This is a genomic window from Leptospira limi (assembly GCF_026151395.1).
In the GTDB taxonomy this organism is placed as follows: Bacteria; Spirochaetota; Leptospiria; order Leptospirales; family Leptospiraceae; genus Leptospira_A; species Leptospira_A limi.
In genome coordinates this window covers 1,254,657-1,273,170 of sequence record NZ_JAMQPV010000001.1, presented here as the reverse complement: position 1 = coordinate 1,273,170, position 18,514 = coordinate 1,254,657, and the positions used below count along the sequence as shown (strand labels likewise).

The window sequence follows — 18,514 nt, the reverse complement described above, 5'->3', positions numbered from 1 at the left end:
GACAACATCTAGAGGTATGTCATGATGCTACGATTTTCTATTCTTCTCTGTTACTTTTTAGGAATGACTGTAGTTTTTGCAGAAAAACCAGCTTCCGCCACTTTAAAAGAAAGGGACTCCCAAAAACAAATCGACCTACAAAGGAAAAATGGGTTTGGAGACAACGAAATTGATACCTTACATGCGAGTATCATCGAAAACCTTCGTAAGATGAAAAAATTACAAGAGTTAGGTGTAGATAAAACAGCAGCCCAATACTTAGCCCAAACTCCACAAGAACACAAAGAGTTATATAAAAAAGATAAAGATGGAAAACCGTATTTGGAAATCAAACTTCCACAAGGGCAATCCTATATCGATTATCCTACTGTATTTTTATATGATGGAATTGCTTATATTTATCCAAAAGAGGATTTTAGTGATTTAGACAAAATCATTTTAGCATTCCGACGAGTGAACGCAGATGGAACCATCCATGTGAAAGAAATGCGTCGCCTCATTAACCCATCTCCAAGATCAGAAAGCCCTGAAAAAGATGAAAAGGGAGAAGCAAAATTGGATACCAACTCTGATATTCGATTGGAGTACTTTCGATCTTTAACTTCTGATACCATCTGGCCAAATGATCCTGTACAAACTTCAGAAGCTGACATTGCAATGGTGTTAAATGACGAAAAGGATCCACTTCCTTATGACAAACAAAAACACATTATGATGTCTTACAAAAAGATGTTACGTAAAATATCAAAACAGACTGCTTTTAAATTACGTAGTATTGAACTGGATCAAAAACAAATGATCACAAAAATTTTGGATTATAACACGAACTAAAATTAAAAAAATCTAAATACAAAACCTCAAGATTGTTGTTTTTCCCTTCGACTCATGAGGAGCTGCGAAATCGTTTGCTCCTCAGTCACATACTTCCTTTTTAAATAAGACAAAGCATTATTGATAAAACGAGGAACTTTTTTCTCGGCATCTAACAAATCCATTTTCGTTAACATCAATTCATCGATGGTTGCGAGAGCCAAATTTCTTTGGCTCTGGTGTAATTCAAAATCGTCCTCGTCTTCTACAATCATGTTTTTTCTTGGAAACGGTTGGCCGCCTCGACTCCCCTTTCTTCATTTACAAATAAGTTAATGAGAAGAGATAAAAAGTAAAAGAAAGCAACAACCAAGAAGGCATTGCGTAAACTCATCAAAGTTTGGATATAACCGAATAAAAAGAGTCCTAAAGCTGCTGCAATTTTTCCTGAAAGTCCCCACATCCCAAAAAACTCTCCTGATTTTGATTCAGGACTAAAGATACCAACAAGTGCCCTTGACGCAGATTGTGTTGACCCAAGCCCCATTCCTGCAAGAGAGGAAATAAAAACAAACACCCATTGAACGGTCCAATTTTTTCCAAGCACACCATTCATAAATGTTGTGAGATCATGAACGTAATAAATTAATCCGCAAGTCATAAGCCACAAAACAAGAGTAAGGTTGAATGTTTTTTTAGCTCCTATACTATCTTGGATCACACCAAACGCAAGTGCACCAATTGCGGCAGAAATTTGGATGAATATAAACATTGCTTGTTTGTGTTCTGCTGCGATATGAATTTCTTGAGATCCATAAATGAAGGCAAATGAAATGACAATCGCAAGTGCCGCCATTGTAAAAAATAAGGAAACAAGATAGATCATCAAATCTTTGAAGTGAGTCGCATCTTTTAAAGTTTGGATCACTCGGTCTTTCCCAATTTTAAAGTAATTTACCTTATGAGATACCCCAAGCGGAAGGTGAGGTTCTTTTAAAAAAAGGAATGTTGGAATTGCAGCAACCAAAAAGAAAATCGCCGTATATGGACCCACTAACTTTAAGTTATCGAAATTTTCTAATGTATAATCACCGAGTGTGGTCGCTAAGGCTACGGATCCAATCCCACCGAAGTAACCAATCCCCCATGCGTAACCCGATATTTTTCCTAGATCCTCTTTGGATCCAAGGAAAGGCAAAAAACTGGAAGCAAAGTTTTCGCCAGAAGCAAAGAAAAAATTGGAGAATGCCACAAGCACCATTCCAAGCCAAATCATTCCAGGTTCTACATAATAGAGTAAAAAAGTTGCAACGACACAACCAACGTAACTGAGGAAAAGGAATAATTTTTTCTTAGAACTATAGTCTGTGATGGCACCAAAGATGGGACCTGTTGCCACTACAAATAAATAGGATGCTGCCAGTGCCCATGCCCAGAGCGTATTCCCGATACGGAACGGATTGTCCGATCCCACTTCTGCTGGTACGACGAGTCTTGTGAAAATTTCACAATAAACGACACTGATAATGACTGTGGTATAGGATGAGTTCGCAAAATCAAACATACACCATCCGAAAATTTCACGGTTTTTTTTCTTTTTAGCTTCCGGGTTTTTGTCTTGGGACATAGAGGGTTTCAGAATTTTCCTTGTTTGAAAGTAATTAAAGAGTTTCCCTCCCTTTCGTAAATCTGTCAAATGATTAGTTCAGGTATGGATCCTTTCGATTTAAATTCCCTAATGAGACCAAAACGGGTCTGTTTATGTCGAATGGTGACGGAAGAAGATTTAGTCCGTGCCATCCATGCGGGTGCCGTAACCATGGAACAAATTAGAGAAACAACAAGGGCCTCTACCGGCTGCGGGACCTGTTCAATGCAGGTCTACCACATCCTCCAGCGCGAATTGCAGAATCTCTCTCGGAGGAAAATTTCATGAAATTATCGATTAATATGGCGATGACCTTGGATGGAAAGGTTGTTCGCCCCGATGGCCGTTGGTATGGCCTCACGTCCAGTGAAGACAAAACCCAAATGGACGTTTACCGCTCTCAATCCGATGCAGTCCTCATTGGAAAAAATTCCATCATCAATGACAATCCCATCGTAAAAATCCGTGCCGTTCCCAATGCCTTAAATCCAAGGCCTGTCATCCTTGTCCGAAAAGGAACCCTTCCTCCTGACAAACATGTTTTCGAAGAATCTGACCACATCCCACTCATCATCTGTACAAAATCCAATTTAAAAGAAATCAAAACCAGCTTAGAAAACAAAGCGGAGATCTTTGCTTTGGATTCCGATGACATTGACCCGAAAAAAGTGACAGGGATCCTCAAACGAAAAGGATACAAAAACGTCCTCCTTGAAGGTGGACCTAAACTCAATTTTTCCTTTTTGGAAGCTGATCTTGTGGACCGCATTTATATCACAGTCGTGCCTTATATCATTGGAAAAACAGGCCTTGCCGGGATTGCCGATCGGACTTCCGAACTTCCAGATTTTGACAAACAGAATTGGACCCTAAAACAACATTTTGCCAAAGGAAACGAGATCTTTCTCGTGTACGAAAAAACCTAGAAAAAATTCTAAATTTTAGATTGACCGATTTCTCTATCATTAAGTAGTTTGATATTAAACTATTTAGCAATAAGAGGTTCTATGTTTTACAAATTGCTCGCTACTAACAAAGACATCACTCTCACGATCCTTCGTGTGACACTCGGTCTCGTCATTTTCCCACACGGAGCTCAAAAAGTTCTAGGATCTTTTGGTGGATACGGTTTCGAAGGAACTATGGGATTTTTTGGAAGTTTAGGGATCCCTTACATTTTTGGAGTTCTTGCCATCGTTGCAGAATTTTTTGGCGCGATTGGACTCATCCTTGGACTTTTCACTCGCCTTGCAGCGTTTGGAATTGCATCCACTATGGTTGTAGCAGCAGTGCTTGTACACTTACCAAATGGTTTTTTTGTGAACAATAATGGTTACGGTTATGAATTCCACATCCTTGCAGTGGGTCTTGCAATTCCATTAATCATCAAAGGTGCTGGATCGTTCTCTTTAGATGATGTCATCGCACATAAAATCGAAGGATAACCAAAACTTTGTTGGTTAAGACTAGCTAATAGTGTTAGCCAAACTTTAACCTCTCTGATTCCTTGTCTTAAATCCATTGATAAGGAATCGGAGATGACTCAAATCAATCTAGCTACACTCCAAACATTACTTCCAGAAGCAAAATTTCAAAATTCCGAAACAATAAAGAATGTAAACTTTACTGGTCTTACTTCCTTAACACTTGCTGGTCCTACTGACATATCTTTCGTTGCTTCCAAAACTTTCGTAAATGAAGCAAAAGCATCAAAAGCATCTTTACTTGTTGTATCATCTGAAACTGCTGAGTCTCTTAGCGACAAGACAATCGTTGTTGTTCCGAAAGTGGAACTTGCCACAGCAAAAATCATTCGGTTATTCTTTCCAGAAAAACAACCTTCAGGAAAACGAAGCTCACAAATCGCAATTGATCCAAGTGTAAAAATTGGTGCTAATACAGATATCGGACATTTTGTAACCATTGGAAAAGACAGTGTGATCGGAAACGACTGCATCATTGAAGACGGTGTCAAAATTGGAGATCGTGTTCAAATTGGTGATGGTGCAAGGATTGGAAAAAATTGTGTCTTCTTTGATGATACCATTGTTGGAAAACGATTCATTGTATTTGGAAATTCCACTTTTGGTGGGGATGGATTTGGTTTTGTTTTTGCAGAAGGAAAACACAATAAAATTCCACAAGTGGGACGTGTGGTCATTGGTGATGATGTAGAAGTCGGAAGTAATTGTACCATCGATAGAGGTGCACTAGCTGATACTACGATTGGAAACGGATGTAAGTTTGATAATATGGTTCACATTGCACACAACTGTAAGGTGGGAGATCATGTAATCATCGCTGGCCAATCAGGTCTTGCTGGTAGTGTCACTTTAGGAAACCATGTGATCATTGGCGGAGCATGTGCCATTAGTGACCACATAACTCTTGTGGAAGGAACCATCATCGCTGGTGGATCAAGCTTACGAACTTCTCCAAAAACAAAAGATGTGTATGTGGGTTGGGATTTAGGACTTACCTTCCCAGAGTTCCAAAAATACCGCGTGAATATCAAAAACATTGTGAACCTAAACAAATGGCTCAAACGAATTGAGAACATTGAAAAAAAAGTGGGAATCGAAGCAAAAGAATCCTAAACTTTGCCCAATCGTTTCTAGTAAAAACATCACAGCTTACGTTGTAGGCTGTGAAATAACTGGAGAAGTTCTCTCACAAACCTACTGAATCTATGTACAATTGAATGCGATTTTCGATATCGACCAAGATAGAACCTTCGGGAAAGGGAACTGAATTTCCTTCTGGATCCGTCCAATCAAATGTATCCCCCTCTTTTTTTCGTAAACTCAAATAAAAAATAGGAGCAGGACTTTTTCTTTTTCCATCTAACTCACCTAATCGTAGTGTTACGGAACCCATATCAGATACCACCCACTCAAAACCATGGCCTTTCCATTCCATAGTCCATCGGATCGGAAATTCAAATTCAGTTTTTGAAACATGTTGTTTCTCTAAATTGTCATGGGGAAACTTCGTAAGTAACCATTCGTATGCTTGGATCGATTTTTCTTTTAAAATAGGTAAATCCTGGATCTGGATCGAATTCATTTTTTAGTCTCTCAATTTGGATTTTTGTAACTCTTGTTTTGCCAAATCCCAATACGTGTCAAGTTCCTCTAACGTATGGTCTTTTACAGTTTTACCTGTTTGTTCGACAAGCCCTTCTAAAGTACGAAACCTAGACTCAAATTTTTCATTCGCACGGCGAAGGCAAATTTCAGGATCGATGGAGAGTTTTCGAGATAAGTTCACGAGTAAAAAAAATAAATCGCCCAATTCATCTTCAATGTGGGCATCATATTTTAATTTTTTAGAATGGAGAGATCCTTGTTTTTGGAGTTCCACATCTAATTCCCCAATTTCTTCTTGGAATTTTTGAAACACTCCTGAAACTGTTGGCCAATCAAACCCATGTTTGGTGACCTTTGATTGGATTTTTTCTGATCGTTGGATGGCAGGGAGTGCTTTTGGAATTCCTGCAAGGATACTTGTATCGGAACTATCGATTCCTTTTTTCTCTTTTTCCTTCTGCTTTAATTGGTCCCATTGGGTGAGAACTTCTTCGCCCGAACCAATTCCTTGTTTGTTTCCATAGACATGAGGGTGGCGATACACCAATTTTTGAAAGACATCATTTGCAACATCATCAAAAGAAAATGCCCCTCGTTCCTTTGCGAGTTGGCTATGGAAGGTGATTTGGAAAAGTAAGTCTCCTAATTCCTCTCGTAAATGGGTATCATCACCGCGTTCAATGGTATCTACCACTTCATAAGTTTCTTCAAGTAAATGAGGGATGACAGACATGTGGGTTTGTTCTTTGTCCCAAGGACATCCTTCGGGGCTACGAAGGTCACTGGTTAGTTTGAGTAGGTTTTGGATCGGTGAATCAAAATTGGGAGGGTTCACTCTTTGTATTTTTTCCCGATCTACTAAGGAAGCAAACGCAAATTTTATCTTGCGAAAGCCCCCCCCCTTTACGAGTCTATCCCTATGTTCCAATCTCGAGTTTCTGTTGCCATCCTGATGGTGATTGCCACTGTCCTAAGTCGTATTTTACCGCACCCTCCCAATTTTACGCCTGTTTTGGCTGTTTCTCTCTTTTCTGGTGCTTATTTGACTGACAGAAAGTTAGCCCTAGTGGTTCCCATCCTTGCGATGTTAGTATCTGATTTATACCTTGGATTCCATGACCTAATGCCAGTTGTTTATGGTTTTATGGTTCTTTCCGTTCTTTTTGGAAAACAAATCAAAACTTCCGTTTCAAAAGCATTTGGTTATACTTTGATTGGTTCCGTTGTTTTCTTTGTTGTGACAAACTTTGCTGTATGGGCAACAAGTGGAATGTATAGTTTGAATGTTTCTGGTCTCAGAGAATGTTTTGTAATGGCGATTCCATTTTTCCAAAACTCAATTTTAGGTGATTTCGTGTATTCGGGAATTCTATTCGGAGCAATGGCTCTTCTCAATCGCACAGTTTTCCAAACAGCAAAACAAACAGCTTAGTTTTTTTTAAACTCTTCCAAGATTCGGTGGACACGGTCCTTTGGTCCATCTGCCGAATTCTGAACTTTTTCCACTAATTTTAATCTCCCTACAAGACCCATTCGATTTGCAATTTGTATCCCAAGCCCAGGTCGTGCATTCATTTCTAATAATAATGGTCCTCTTGTTTCATCGAGTACGATATCCACACCCAAATATCCAAGTCCTGACAGATCATAACACCTCGACGACATCTCTAAGATTGAAAACCAATGAGGGATGACACGCCCACTTAATACCTGTTTTGTGTCTGGATGGATTTCAATGAGTTTGTCATTGCAAACTGAATGTGTTAGAGTTCCATTTGATAGGTTTACACCGACACCCAATGCACCTTGGTGTAAGTTTGCTCTACCACCTGATTCCTTTGTTGGCAAACGTAACATGGCCATAACAGGATAACCCAAATATACAATGACTCGTATATCAGGAATCCCACGAAATGAAATCTCTTGGAAGAATGGATGGCATTCCAAACGTTCTTGTAATATGCAAGTATCTGAATTTCCATCAAGGGAATACAAACCAGATAAAATTCCTGAGATATGGTGGTTTAATTCCTTTTCTTGTAAAAACTTTCCATCTGATTTCTGGTATAAAATTTTCCCGTGTTCCGATGTTTCAGAAGAAGTGATGACTAAAATGCCATTTCCCATCCCACCATTTGCTGGTTTGACCACAAATCCAGGATGGTCTTTGACTAAGTCTTTTGTCTTTTGGATTCCACCAAAAGTATCAATGACACCATAATGCTTGGGCATGGGAACGTGAAACTGCCTCGTGAGTTCTGCAGTTTTCCATTTGTCGTCAACGAGTGGATAAAACTCACGTGGATTGTTTGGTAAAATATATTCGCCGATCCTTCGATTGATTCCAAGAATTCCTGCTGATTCAAATTTTTGGAAAATGGAAATCACGATTTAAAAATTTCCTTAAATCGAAGGAGTTCGGAAATACGATACCCTTTATACAAACCTAGTAAAATTTGAATCGCAATGACAATGAGTAGTAACTCTGGATGTGTAAAAAATATTATCTGCAAGGAACCAAAGAAAAATATCATATAACTGATGAGAGCGATAACCAAGGTTCCAAACAAAGTAACCAAAGTATTCATCACTCCTTCTTCAATGATCATAATCGAAAATCTTTCAACAAATATTGTAGTGATCACTATCGGAAATAAGGTAACGCTCATTTGGTTAAAAATAGAAATCTCTTCATTGATGATGGAAAAAAGTATCAAAGTGAGAACAGTAATAGTGAGTAATATAGACAATCTAGGTACGGCAAGTAAGTAAAACTTGTCGAGGGCAAACCTTTCAAAAAAACCAAGGGCAATCATCAAAAGAAAAAAACCAATCCCAAACCATAGATTGGTTTCATAAAAAAACATAGCAAGTAAGATAGGAGTAAAAATTCCAAATGTAGGAATCCCAATCATATTCCTTGCAGTGGACAACACAAGTGCTCCAATTGGAATTAATATCACCAAACGAAACAAATTTTGCAAAGGTGTTGGTAAACTATAAAGAGAGTAATATCGCAAAAAACTATTGCTAGAGGCAATCTCTTCACTATATTCTTTAAAATTATATCGATTTACATTTGATTTGGTAATATAGGCCGTATAACGAAACGTTATGGGATCTTCGCCTAAATTCCTTTTTTCTTCCATTGATTTCCAAAGAGGTAGATAACCAGTTACTGAACCTGCAAATATACTTTTATAAGTTGATACAAAATACCATTTCCCATGGAACCTAACTTCATTCCAAAATGTGATTTTGTTTTTGTTATCTTTTTCGGTTTGTTTATTCAAATCAAAACCTGCAACAGTGCGAGCTTGAATCCCTCTCATTCGGCAAAGTAACGAAAAAAGTAAGGCTTGGTTATAAGCATTTCCACTATTCAACCGAATGGTCTCAGATAACGAGATGTCTTTATAAGAATTGATAATTTCTTCTGAGATAAAATAATAAATTTGTTTTGCGGAGGCAACGTTATCTTTATCATACGGATGAATTTGTTCATATAGTTTTTTTGCTAATGCCAGTTCATCGGTGGAAAATTGTTTTAACGAAAGATAATAAGGTTCTTTTGTTACTGTTTTTCTAGAAGGCGTTTGAATTTCAGGTTCTGGATCTTTGTTCTCGTAGGGCAACATTTTGATTTTTGCATAATAACCTATGGGGGAATTCCAATCTTCCCCTTCCCAGATTCCCAAATGACCATACTGTTTTTTTTGTACGCGAAAATCCAAATCATCGGTTTTGAGATTCGATTTTAATACTTTTGCTTGTATAAATTGTTTTGGGATAGGGAATACAACTTCAGAGATGGCAACATTTTCCTTAGGAGAAATAACTAATTGTAAATTGACAGTATCATCAACGGCTACCGGTAAAAGAGATAACTCAGCAACATTTAACTTATACAGAATAGAAAGGATAGGTAGGATAATCAGAATAACAATTGTGATATAGGTTTTACGATCCAAGTTAATCCCCTAATTGATGTGATAAAGACACATCCACTAAAAATTTACCGCGTAAAAAATTCCTACCGATCAAAATCGGATAATTTAGATTTGTGCGATCATTTAAATTGATCATGGTTTCTTCTTTGTATTTTCCAATTTTTATGACTTCACTAATCATGATCCGTTTTTCAGATACACCAGAAGTGCTAGTTACCTTTGCTTCCTTTACAAACTTACTTTTTAATCGAATTGGTTTTTCATTTACAAATGTATCAAACAAAATGAATGTTTCACCATTCTCTACAACTCTTTCAATATTCACAGCATTGATGGAACAAGAAAGAGCACCTGTATCAATTCTTGCTCTAAGTTTCAATTTCCAGTTAGGAAACTCGACCCATTCTACTCGCCCTACAATTGGTTTTAAATATTGGGGAGGAATCACAATTGGTTTTACATGTTGGTCTGGTTTTTTTTCAACCACCTGACCTGAGCCAAAACAATTCAAAAAGAAAATTATTACAAAATAAATACAAATCAGACAAGAATTAGATGTGAATTTTAGAATTTTATGATGACAGGATTTTTTAGAAATACTCATACTGCTTTCGATTTTTTATTTTTATTTTTCACTTCATTTTGATAGGCATTAAATAAATCAATATATCGTAAATAACCTAGACATCTATTTTCTTCAACTATAGCAAGTTTGTCGACATCATATTCCAACAAGATCCGAAGTGCTTTCCCCAATGTATCTTTTTGACACACTGGAGGCACATCTTGTACAATTTCTGCGCAAGTGATTAAATTTTTAAGCTCTGCTTCATATTCTGGGAGGATTCTATTCTTCCTGAGTGAGACAATTCCCTTATATTCCTCATTGGATCCTATTAGTATAAAATCACTGGCTTGGATACCAGGTGCATTGGATTGTAATTGAGTTAAGGATAGATGTTCCGAAACCATCGCATACTTTCTGAATTCCGTAAAATGATCCTGAATGCGAATTCGATCCATAATATCTTGGTTCATATCCCAATGGTGAGAAGGAGATAAAAATCTGTTTTTAATTTGATTCCGATAAATAGAAATTTTATGTGATAAAACCACTGCAATCATTGCGACAATCATAAGTGCAGGTAGTAATGCATAACTTCCAATCATATCACATACCATGATCATTCCGGCAATGGGAGCTCTTGCAACACCTGCAAAAAATGAACCCATTCCAACGAGTAAAAATGGGAAAACGATGATATTGAGTTCAGGAAATAATACATTTGCCATTGTCCCCACAAAAGCACCTAACATACCACCTATGGCAAAAGAAGGCCCAAGTAATCCTCCTGAACTTCCTGATCCTACAGTTAAGGAAGTGGAAAAAACCTTAAAGATGGCAACCGCGAGTAAGAAAAACGGTCCTGAAAAACCGAAACTTGTTGAAGTTAACACTTCTCCATTGATCATCCTTTGGATGAGTCCAAATCCGGAACCTAACACTTCTGGGAATAATAAAGCAATACATCCGACAATAAGTCCACCAAACGCAGGTTTTAAAAAATTTGGTAAAGGGAGTTTGGAAAATATATCCTGTACCCAATGGTATACCTTAACAAAAAAATAACCCACTACATAACACAAAAGTCCAAGGACAATGTAGAGGGGAATATGACGGTAATCATTTAAACTATATTCTTTAACAGAAAAGATTGAACCACTTCCCGCAATACTCGTGTATGTAAGATAAGCTGTTACGGACGACAAAATGCAAGGTACAAGTGAATCACTTTCGATATCTTCCTGGTAAACCATCTCAACAGCTGTGATGGCACCGCCTAACGGGGCACGAAAGATTGCTCCAAGTCCACCAGCCGTTCCAGCTAACATCAATGTTCGCCTTGCTCTGGCACCTGCTCCCAAAAAGTTAGCTAAACTCGATCCAAAACCTGCCCCAATCTGAGCAGTTGGTCCTTCTTTCCCCCCTGAACCACCTGAGCCTAACGTGAGTATGGTGGCTAGTGCTTTATAAAAAGGAACTTTGGTGCTAATTTTTCCCTCATTAAAATGAAAAGCATGGATGAGTGAATCTGTCCCTCCCCCTTGTGCCTCTTGGCAGAAAAAACTGGTTATGATTCCAACAAGGAGGCCACCAATGGCAGGCAAAAAAAGAATCCAAAGAAGGGAAAGTTCCCCTACTTTGTCGACGGAGTGGAAATGCAAATCTCCGGCAGGTGTCCCTGGGTCATAGCCAATCAAATTGCCAAAGGTAAATGATTCTGTCCAAGTGAGTGCCCAATTGAATCCATAGGCCCCAAAACCGGAAAATAAGCCTATGAGCAGGGAATAGACATAAATCGAACGTGGTCCCTGGATCGAAAACACAGAACTTAGACCGATGGGAAACCTCATATGCCAACCTTAGAATTTCCGTCAATTTTCCCAAGGAAATTCTGAATCCTCTTGACCCAATTCGGAATTCCTGGGACGATTGGATGGTATGCTCCGACTGATTTCAATTCTATTGGTTCTTGTTCCTTTTTTTTGGGGATGCCTCAAAAATGATAATAATGCAGCTCTCAGCATCTTAGATGATAGTACTCCTGCTTTATACCCATTCAATGGAGAAGTAGATACGAGTGTAACAACAAGCTGTGGACAAGCATCTCCCGCCACTTCAACAACAGGTACTACAACGGGGACAACACCAGGCTCTACTGGTACAACCGGAACAAGTACGAATAACACTCGTTTCTCTGTGATTTCACAGTTAATTTTTAAAACCAAAGAAACTTTAAATATCAGATTTCAATACGACAGTACTCAAATCCAAGGCAACATTGACCCTCAACAAGGATTTATCCTAGCGGGTGGATTATTTGGAAAAACAGTCCAAGGCACACAAGGGACAGTGAAGTGGTTTAACCAAGGGATCAACATCGATACCTCTATTCAAAACTCACAACAGATATCTTTTTTTAATATTGAAATTCGTCTCAATGGAACTTATTCTACAACAACAACAAACTCAGCTACCATTCTACTCCAATGTTTTACAACTGACGGTGTAAACTGTACTTCTGTAACAACGACTTCCAGATGTTTTACTTCTGATAACAAAACTTGTATCGTACAAAACACAAGTGGAGATGCAAAATCAGTGATCATATCAGGAACTATTAAATGTAACGCACCTAATATCGTTCCACAGTAAATTAACTTCACTCTGGTTTGTTTCGTTTTGTTCTAAGTTTTTTATGTTTTCCCTTTCTTCTTTTTGCAGAAGGGGAACCTCATTTGATCCATCTTGGAACCAATCCCAATTCTCTATCCATCAATTATAACCAAACTCAATCCATTTATTACTTTGGATTCACCAAAGAAAGCCATTATTATGAAATCCAATTGGAAGAAGATCCAACACGTTACATTCATTTTGAAAATGGCATGTTATCTGAGATTGATTGTGAGATTTACCAAAATAACAAAAAAATAAAAGAATTCCAAACAGGTTTATTTCGAAAAAAACTTCCAGAAGTTTCGTATACGGGAGGATTTTTATTCCCAGCGAAAGAAGAAGGATTATATCGATTTCGGATCCAATCAGATGATACCCATAGAATCAATTTTCATATTCGAAAAGAATCAGATTTATTTCAATATACAAAGTCTTTATCCTTATGGCAAGGACTCTACCTTGGACTTTGTATCCTATTATGTTTATTCACTGCAGCGCAGTATGTATTACTCAGAGAAAAAATCTCACTCCTATTGACATTTGCAATATCAACAATTCTATTCACGAATGTTTTGCGATCTGGGTTGTTTTATGAATATGGATTCAGTAATTTGGAATGGTTTTTTCGTTATGTTCCAGGACTATTGTCTTTAAGTCCAATTGGTTTTGTTTTATTCCTAAGAGAGTTTTTACATATAAAAAAGGAACATCCAAATTTTGATAAATATGTAAAACTTTATCTTTATTTAATGTTGGCTTCTATCATTTTAGCAATCATAGACCTTCAACTCTATTTTCGGTTTATTTACACCAACAGTTTTATGTTATCGACTACAACTTTTGGTTATTCGATATACTGCTTGATCAAAAAAAAGGAACATGCCAATGTTCTATTTTTTGCCTTCCTCATAAGACAAATTAGCACAATACTTCTAATTTTCACTAACACTGGTTATCTTCCTTCTTTCCCTTTTTTAAGTTCCGCAAATGAAATTGGTGCCGCAATTCAAATGACTATCTTTACGATTGTTATTTCAAAGTTTCAAATACAAACCAGGATCATCAAAGAACAAACAGTAACAAAAGTAAACGAAGAACTGGAGTTTATGGTTTCTGAAAGAACAAAAGAACTCCAATTTCAAAAAGAAAAATTAGAATCTACTATCTTACAATTAAGCCAAACCGAAAACCAACTAGCACTATCTGAAAAAATGACTGAACTCGGAAAACTAGTAGCAGGGGTTGCCCACGAAATTAATAACCCGCTGAGTGCCATCAAAGCCTCAATCGAAACCTTAATGGAATCCAAACAAAACGAAACAAGCCAACTCGGCTCCAAGGAAAACATTTTTGATAGTCTATCGACACCAGAAATCAATACTTTAAAACAACTTTTCCGATACCAATCCGACTTTGGATTATTAGCTAGTTATACGGAACGTAAGGAAAAAAAATCTGATCTCAAAAAAACACTAAAAGATAATGATTTAGATTACGACGAAGCAACTTTAGAAAAGTTTTTGGATGTCGGGATCACAAAACTTGAAGAAGACCAAATTTTATTATTAAAAAAAGGAAAAGAAAAACTTACCGATTTAATTTTAGATGAAAAAAACTTTCGACTCCATTTATCAATCATTCAGATTGCAGTTGACCGTTCTTCAAAAATCATTCTAGCTCTTAAAAACTTTTCAAGAATCACCCATTCAGAACATAGAAAAATTTTCACTCTACTCGAAAACATTGAAACAGTGATTACGATTTACCAATACAGAATGAGAAGTAAGGTTTCCTTAAAAAAAATATTTTTAACAGATGCAACTTTACTTGGATGGCCCGAGGACCTAATGCGTGTTTGGACAAACTTAATATTAAATGCATTGGAAGCCATGAAACAAAAAGGCAATCTTACCATTAGTTCTGAAAAAAATGGAAAGTATGTAGAAGTGAAAGTCATCGACAATGGACCTGGGATACCAATCGAAATTCAAAAAAAAATCTTTGAACCGTTTTTTACCACGAAACAACAAGGGGAAGGAACAGGTATGGGTCTCGGAATCACTAAATCCATCATTGAAAAACATAATGGATCCATTTCCTTAGAATCAGAGCCAGGCAGAACATGTTTTTCCATATCACTACCTGTGATCGAACTGATTGATCCGAATGAAACAGAATGAAATTTTATTTAAGTTAGTCGATTTAGCTGTTCGATGAAAAGTTCCCTTTCTTCTGTTTTAGGGAATTGATTTAAAAAGAGTAATAAGTCATTTTTTTCCGATTCCAATTCTTTATGAAGAATGTTTGGAATATTTTTTGATTTCATTAAGTTTAAGATGATTTTCTCATCATTTTCATCTCGAAATTCTTTTTGGAACATTCGATTCAATTTAGATTTTTCAATCATACTAAGTTTTGATCGTAATAACAAAACTGGATATGTAAATAATCCGTTTTTAAAGTCTTTTAAGAACTCTTTTCCACTTGTTTTTGAATCTTCAAAATAATCGAGACAATCATCTTTTTTCTGGAATAATTTTCCCAATCTAACACCAAATTGGCGAAACTGCTTTCTCTCTGATTTTGATTTGTTTGCTAAAATAGCAGCAGATTCTGTGCAAACACCAAACAAAGAAGCTGTTTTTCCATAAATGATTTGGTCATAAATCTTAAGAGTGATTTTAGGATTTTTTTCCCATTCCATTTGCAAAAGTTCACTCACTGATAAATCACGAAGCACTTGGGAAAAAATTTCCATGAGTTCTGAATTTCCAAGGGAATTGAGTCGGCTGATTCCACATGCCAATAAATAATCGCCTGCAAGGATGGCTGTTTTGTTTCCGAAACTTGCGCCAATCGTAGGTTTCCCCCGCCGGATTGGGGCATTATCAACAACATCATCATGTAGTAAGCTGGCAGCATGGATGAGTTCAGCTACACTTCCCACATCCAACCAACTAACATCCTTTACTTCCAAAAATTGGCAAAAAAGATAATGTGCAAAAGGTCGAATCCTTTTCCCACCAGAAGTGATTACTTGTTTTTTTATTTTTTTGAGGATAGGAATGTCTTCGTAAATGATACTATCTAAATTTTTATCAAATTTTGATAGTACAGATTGGATATTGAATTTAGACTTCATCCGTTATTCAACATGTGTGGATCGACTTTCAAGAATCTGAAGATGATCCTTAATTGTATTTTCCATTTCTTTGGTCTGATTGTCTCTATAAATGTGGAGTAAATTTCGGCACATACGTTTGATCATCGAAAGTGTAGATGCCTTTGTGAAATATTTTGGTGAATTGGAATATCCATTTGCTTCCAAAAATTTCTCACAGGTAAATTTATCTAATAAAACCCCACCATGAAAGGGATCGATGTATGTGAAATATCCATCTGATTCGTATTGCAAAAGAAAATGTAATGGTAAATTGGTGCCGTATAAAGGCAAACCTAGACGTTGGGCAACTAGAAGGTATACAACAGACAATGAAATTGGAATTCCCAAACGACTTTTGATTACTTGGAATAAATAGGAATTTCCTGGATCATTATAATTTTGGATATTTCCAACAAAACCTTCTTCTTGGAACATCACCTGGCAAAGGATTTGTACTTTGAGTTCGTCTGTTAAATAACCTGAATGATCATCATACAACTCAGAAATACGAAGTGCAATTCGATCTAATTCATGTTTGATTTCCGCATAATTTTGATCAGGAAAACCAATACTAGAAAGTTGAACAACCATCTCTTCTAAATCTTTATAATGATTTGTATTCCCACGTAACGTGAGTTTGAAGAAAGAATGCCTTAATCGATGGCGCAAAATTTCTGATTTTAGATTTCTAGCTTGGACACGAAGATAAGGATCTTTCACTTCATCCAAGGCAGATTCCAATTGAATTTGCCAAGGAATACGCGAAGCTATCAGTTTTAAGATAAAACGTTTTTTTTCTGCAGGAGCTACTTCCCAATCATACAATAAACGAGTGATATCATCCGGGTAAAAATCAGGAAAGGAGTTTTGTCCCATGCAAAAACTATCTTGATTAAAATGAAAAAGTCAATCGAAACAAAAAGTTTAAGCTAATTCTGCAAGAGCTTGTGCTTCTTGTTCTTTATTTGGTGGAGTACCATGCCACTTAGGATTGTTTTCCATATAAGAAACACCTTTACCTAAAATGGTTCTAAAGACAATGAGTGTTGGTCCACCAGTATGTTGTTTCGCTTTTGCAAATGCAGAGAAAATTTCTTCCATATTATGTCCGTCTGCATTGATCACATTCCAACCAAACATCTCAAATTTTTTATCCAATGGTTCTAACTTCATTACTTCTTCTGTGTTACCATCAATTTGAATGTAGTTACGATCCATAAACGCAATGAGGTTATCTGTTTTAAAATGAACTGCAGATTGGGCTGCTTCCCAAGTCATTCCTTCACCACATTCACCATCAGATATACATGTATAAATTTTATATGTCTCTTTCTTTAACTTTGCACCAAGTGCAAGCCCAACGGAAACGGAAAGACCTTGTCCAAGGGAACCAGAACTAGATTCAATTCCCTTCATATAACGAGTAGAAGGGTGTCCTTGTAAATAAGAGTTGATATTTCGGAATGTCAAAAGGTCTTCCACTGGGAAATAACCAGAAAGTCCCATGGCAGCATAACGAACGGCACAAACGTGTCCATTGGATAAAATCAAACGGTCTCGTTCTGACCATTCTGGATTTTTGGGGTCATGGTTGAGTATTGAAGTATAAAGGGCAGCGTAGATATCAGCAAGTCCAAGTGGTCCACCTGGGTGACCAGAATTAGCTGCCGTAACCATTTTGATTACTTGGATTCGGATATCATTTGCAAATTTCTTTGCGACTTCAATTTTTTCCATGAACATTCCTTAAAGCGGTTTTGATTGAAATAAAAACAGACCGGAGATATAAACAATCGTGTACAAAGGCAAAAAGATGTAATGCAATTTTACATGCAAATTTCGTTTTCTTTTCCATCCAGTGTAACCCATGACAAGCATCAAAACAAGGCTGATGGCCGCAAAAAAACGATGGGTATGAATGACAAAATCAGGTGCTGTTGGATAAATCTGAAACTCAGATATACCACCTAACAAATATTTAATACATAATAAATAAACGGCAGCTATTAAATTTGAGCCAATCCCAATCAAATTTGCGATTCGATGTTTTGTAATGTCAACTTTCCTAAAAAAATAACCAGTATAAAATCCCAAAACGGATAGTGTCATTAAAGAATTCACAAAAAACAGTGCCATCTAGGGTCATTCTGTGAGAATCCATCACCACTCAAAGAATTTTTATTTGACCTTAACGGCTTTTCACAAAAATTGGATATGCATGCCGCCTTAGCTCAGTGGTAGAGCAGCTGTTTTGTAAACAGCCGGTCGGAGGTTCAAATCCCTCAGGCGGCTCCATGCAACTTCTTCGGGTAGGTACTCAAGTGGCCAACGAGGGCAGACTGTAAATCTGCTGGTTTTACCTTCGAAGGTTCGAATCCTTCCCTGCCCAATCAAGTCTCTATTACCACAAATCAATTTCCCAACTAACAACTAATTGAAGGATTCGAATTGAGGAGATCGTCTGCGACCCCGCGAAGCTTTCACAAAAAGCTGAGGCGAAGTTGTTTGTCGTTAGACAAACAAGGGGGGATGGAGCAGTTTCCGCACGATGCGGAAAAGATCGACGACGGGCCCACGCAAACGGAGCCAGGATGGCGGAGTGAAGGGTGGGCG

20 protein-coding genes and 2 tRNA genes are annotated in these 18,514 nt (G+C 37.3%); 10 read left to right on the top strand and 12 right to left on the bottom strand.

Annotated elements, in window-relative coordinates; translation table 11 throughout:
- Positions 1 to 21: 21 nt before the first annotated feature.
- Positions 22 to 831: an LIC13212 family protein gene (locus ND812_RS05985; protein ID WP_322113650.1), complete on the top strand. Its 810-nt coding sequence runs from the start codon at positions 22 to 24 to the stop codon at positions 829 to 831.
- 26 nt (positions 832 to 857) lie between these two features.
- Here ND812_RS05985 and ND812_RS05980 read toward each other — a convergent pair whose 3' ends face one another.
- Entirely contained in the window at positions 858 to 1,085 is a 228-nt protein-coding gene (locus ND812_RS05980) for a hypothetical protein (protein ID WP_015677408.1), read from the bottom strand.
- Entirely contained in the window at positions 1,082 to 2,437 is a 1,356-nt protein-coding gene (locus tag ND812_RS05975) for an MFS transporter (RefSeq protein WP_265374696.1), read from the bottom strand. The genes ND812_RS05980 and ND812_RS05975 overlap by 4 nt, the downstream gene beginning before the upstream one ends.
- Positions 2,438 to 2,506: 69 nt before the next feature.
- Between ND812_RS05975 and ND812_RS05970 the strand changes: the two genes are divergently transcribed.
- The 4 genes from ND812_RS05970 to lpxD all read left to right on the top strand — a co-directional run bounded on the left by ND812_RS05970 (position 2,507) and on the right by lpxD (position 5,055).
- Positions 2,507 to 2,746 carry a (2Fe-2S)-binding protein gene (locus tag ND812_RS05970; protein WP_308192264.1) on the top strand — a complete coding sequence of 80 codons (240 nt, stop codon included), beginning with the start codon at positions 2,507 to 2,509 and terminating at the stop codon, positions 2,744 to 2,746.
- Positions 2,743 to 3,384: a RibD family protein gene (locus ND812_RS05965; RefSeq protein ID WP_265374695.1), complete on the top strand. Its 642-nt coding sequence runs from the start codon at positions 2,743 to 2,745 to the stop codon at positions 3,382 to 3,384. Before ND812_RS05970 ends, ND812_RS05965 begins: the two co-directional genes overlap by 4 nt.
- Before the next feature lie 81 nt (positions 3,385 to 3,465).
- On the top strand, positions 3,466 to 3,903 hold the full coding sequence (locus tag ND812_RS05960) for a DoxX family protein (RefSeq protein ID WP_265374694.1): 438 nt from the start codon (positions 3,466 to 3,468) through the stop codon (positions 3,901 to 3,903).
- A gap of 93 nt (positions 3,904 to 3,996) precedes the next feature.
- On the top strand, positions 3,997 to 5,055 hold the full coding sequence (gene lpxD / locus ND812_RS05955; RefSeq protein WP_265374693.1) for a UDP-3-O-(3-hydroxymyristoyl)glucosamine N-acyltransferase: 1,059 nt from the start codon (positions 3,997 to 3,999) through the stop codon (positions 5,053 to 5,055).
- A 73-nt stretch (positions 5,056 to 5,128) separates the two neighbouring features.
- On the opposite strand, the gene ND812_RS05950 is transcribed toward lpxD, so the two are convergent.
- Positions 5,129 to 5,524 carry an LIC_13241 domain-containing protein gene (locus ND812_RS05950; protein ID WP_265374692.1) on the bottom strand — a complete coding sequence of 132 codons (396 nt, stop codon included), beginning with the start codon at positions 5,522 to 5,524 and terminating at the stop codon, positions 5,129 to 5,131.
- A gap of 3 nt (positions 5,525 to 5,527) precedes the next feature.
- Positions 5,528 to 6,382, bottom strand: a complete 855-nt coding sequence (gene mazG / locus ND812_RS05945; RefSeq protein WP_265374691.1) for a nucleoside triphosphate pyrophosphohydrolase — start codon at positions 6,380 to 6,382, stop codon at positions 5,528 to 5,530.
- 84 nt (positions 6,383 to 6,466) lie between these two features.
- Between mazG and ND812_RS05940 the strand changes: the two genes are divergently transcribed.
- Positions 6,467 to 6,979 carry a DUF6580 family putative transport protein gene (locus ND812_RS05940; protein ID WP_265374690.1) on the top strand — a complete coding sequence of 171 codons (513 nt, stop codon included), beginning with the start codon at positions 6,467 to 6,469 and terminating at the stop codon, positions 6,977 to 6,979.
- Here ND812_RS05940 and ND812_RS05935 read toward each other — a convergent pair.
- Genes ND812_RS05935 through ND812_RS05920 form a run of 4 tightly spaced genes read right to left on the bottom strand, consistent with a single transcriptional unit; the run spans position 6,976 to position 11,912 of the window.
- Positions 6,976 to 7,935 carry an alpha-L-glutamate ligase-like protein gene (locus tag ND812_RS05935; protein ID WP_265374689.1) on the bottom strand — a complete coding sequence of 320 codons (960 nt, stop codon included), beginning with the start codon at positions 7,933 to 7,935 and terminating at the stop codon, positions 6,976 to 6,978. The genes ND812_RS05940 and ND812_RS05935 overlap by 4 nt on opposite strands.
- Complete coding sequence (locus tag ND812_RS05930) at positions 7,932 to 9,518, bottom strand: 7TM domain-containing protein (RefSeq protein WP_265374688.1); 1,587 nt, start codon at positions 9,516 to 9,518, stop codon at positions 7,932 to 7,934. Before ND812_RS05930 ends, ND812_RS05935 begins: the two co-directional genes overlap by 4 nt.
- A 1-nt stretch (position 9,519) precedes the next feature.
- Positions 9,520 to 10,101, bottom strand: coding sequence for an ATP-dependent zinc protease family protein (locus ND812_RS05925; RefSeq protein ID WP_265374687.1), 582 nt, complete (start codon positions 10,099 to 10,101; stop codon positions 9,520 to 9,522).
- Positions 10,098 to 11,912 carry a chloride channel protein gene (locus ND812_RS05920; RefSeq protein WP_265374686.1) on the bottom strand — a complete coding sequence of 605 codons (1,815 nt, stop codon included), beginning with the start codon at positions 11,910 to 11,912 and terminating at the stop codon, positions 10,098 to 10,100. Before ND812_RS05920 ends, ND812_RS05925 begins: the two co-directional genes overlap by 4 nt.
- Positions 11,913 to 12,000: 88 nt before the next feature.
- Between ND812_RS05920 and ND812_RS05915 the strand changes: the two genes are divergently transcribed.
- Both ND812_RS05915 and ND812_RS05910 read left to right on the top strand, forming a co-directional pair.
- Entirely contained in the window at positions 12,001 to 12,714 is a 714-nt protein-coding gene (locus ND812_RS05915) for an LIC10920 family plasminogen-binding lipoprotein (RefSeq protein WP_265374685.1), read from the top strand.
- Between the two features lie 17 nt (positions 12,715 to 12,731).
- The gene (locus ND812_RS05910; RefSeq protein WP_265374684.1) at positions 12,732 to 14,918 is read left to right on the top strand and encodes an ATP-binding protein; all 2,187 of its coding nucleotides are present in this window, start codon (positions 12,732 to 12,734) and stop codon (positions 14,916 to 14,918) included.
- Positions 14,919 to 14,926: 8 nt separating this feature from the next.
- On the opposite strand, the gene ND812_RS05905 is transcribed toward ND812_RS05910, so the two are convergent.
- The 4 genes from ND812_RS05905 to ND812_RS05890 are packed head-to-tail and all read right to left on the bottom strand — an operon-like array spanning position 14,927 to position 18,037.
- Positions 14,927 to 15,880 (bottom strand): polyprenyl synthetase family protein, encoded by a 954-nt coding sequence (locus ND812_RS05905; RefSeq protein ID WP_265374683.1) that lies wholly within the window; start codon positions 15,878 to 15,880, stop codon positions 14,927 to 14,929.
- Positions 15,881 to 15,883: 3 nt separating this feature from the next.
- On the bottom strand, positions 15,884 to 16,777 hold the full coding sequence (locus ND812_RS05900; RefSeq protein ID WP_265374682.1) for a transglutaminase-like domain-containing protein: 894 nt from the start codon (positions 16,775 to 16,777) through the stop codon (positions 15,884 to 15,886).
- 48 nt (positions 16,778 to 16,825) lie between these two features.
- A complete protein-coding gene (locus ND812_RS05895; protein ID WP_100715657.1) occupies positions 16,826 to 17,638 on the bottom strand; it encodes a transketolase in 813 nt (270 codons plus the stop codon).
- A 9-nt stretch (positions 17,639 to 17,647) separates the two neighbouring features.
- A complete protein-coding gene (locus ND812_RS05890; RefSeq protein WP_265374681.1) occupies positions 17,648 to 18,037 on the bottom strand; it encodes a hypothetical protein in 390 nt (129 codons plus the stop codon).
- 84 nt (positions 18,038 to 18,121) lie between these two features.
- Between ND812_RS05890 and ND812_RS05885 the strand changes: the two genes are divergently transcribed.
- Both ND812_RS05885 and ND812_RS05880 read left to right on the top strand, forming a co-directional pair.
- Positions 18,122 to 18,196, top strand: a tRNA-Thr gene (locus ND812_RS05885).
- Between the two features lie 12 nt (positions 18,197 to 18,208).
- A tRNA-Tyr gene (locus ND812_RS05880) sits at positions 18,209 to 18,290 on the top strand.
- Positions 18,291 to 18,514: the final 224 nt, after the last annotated feature.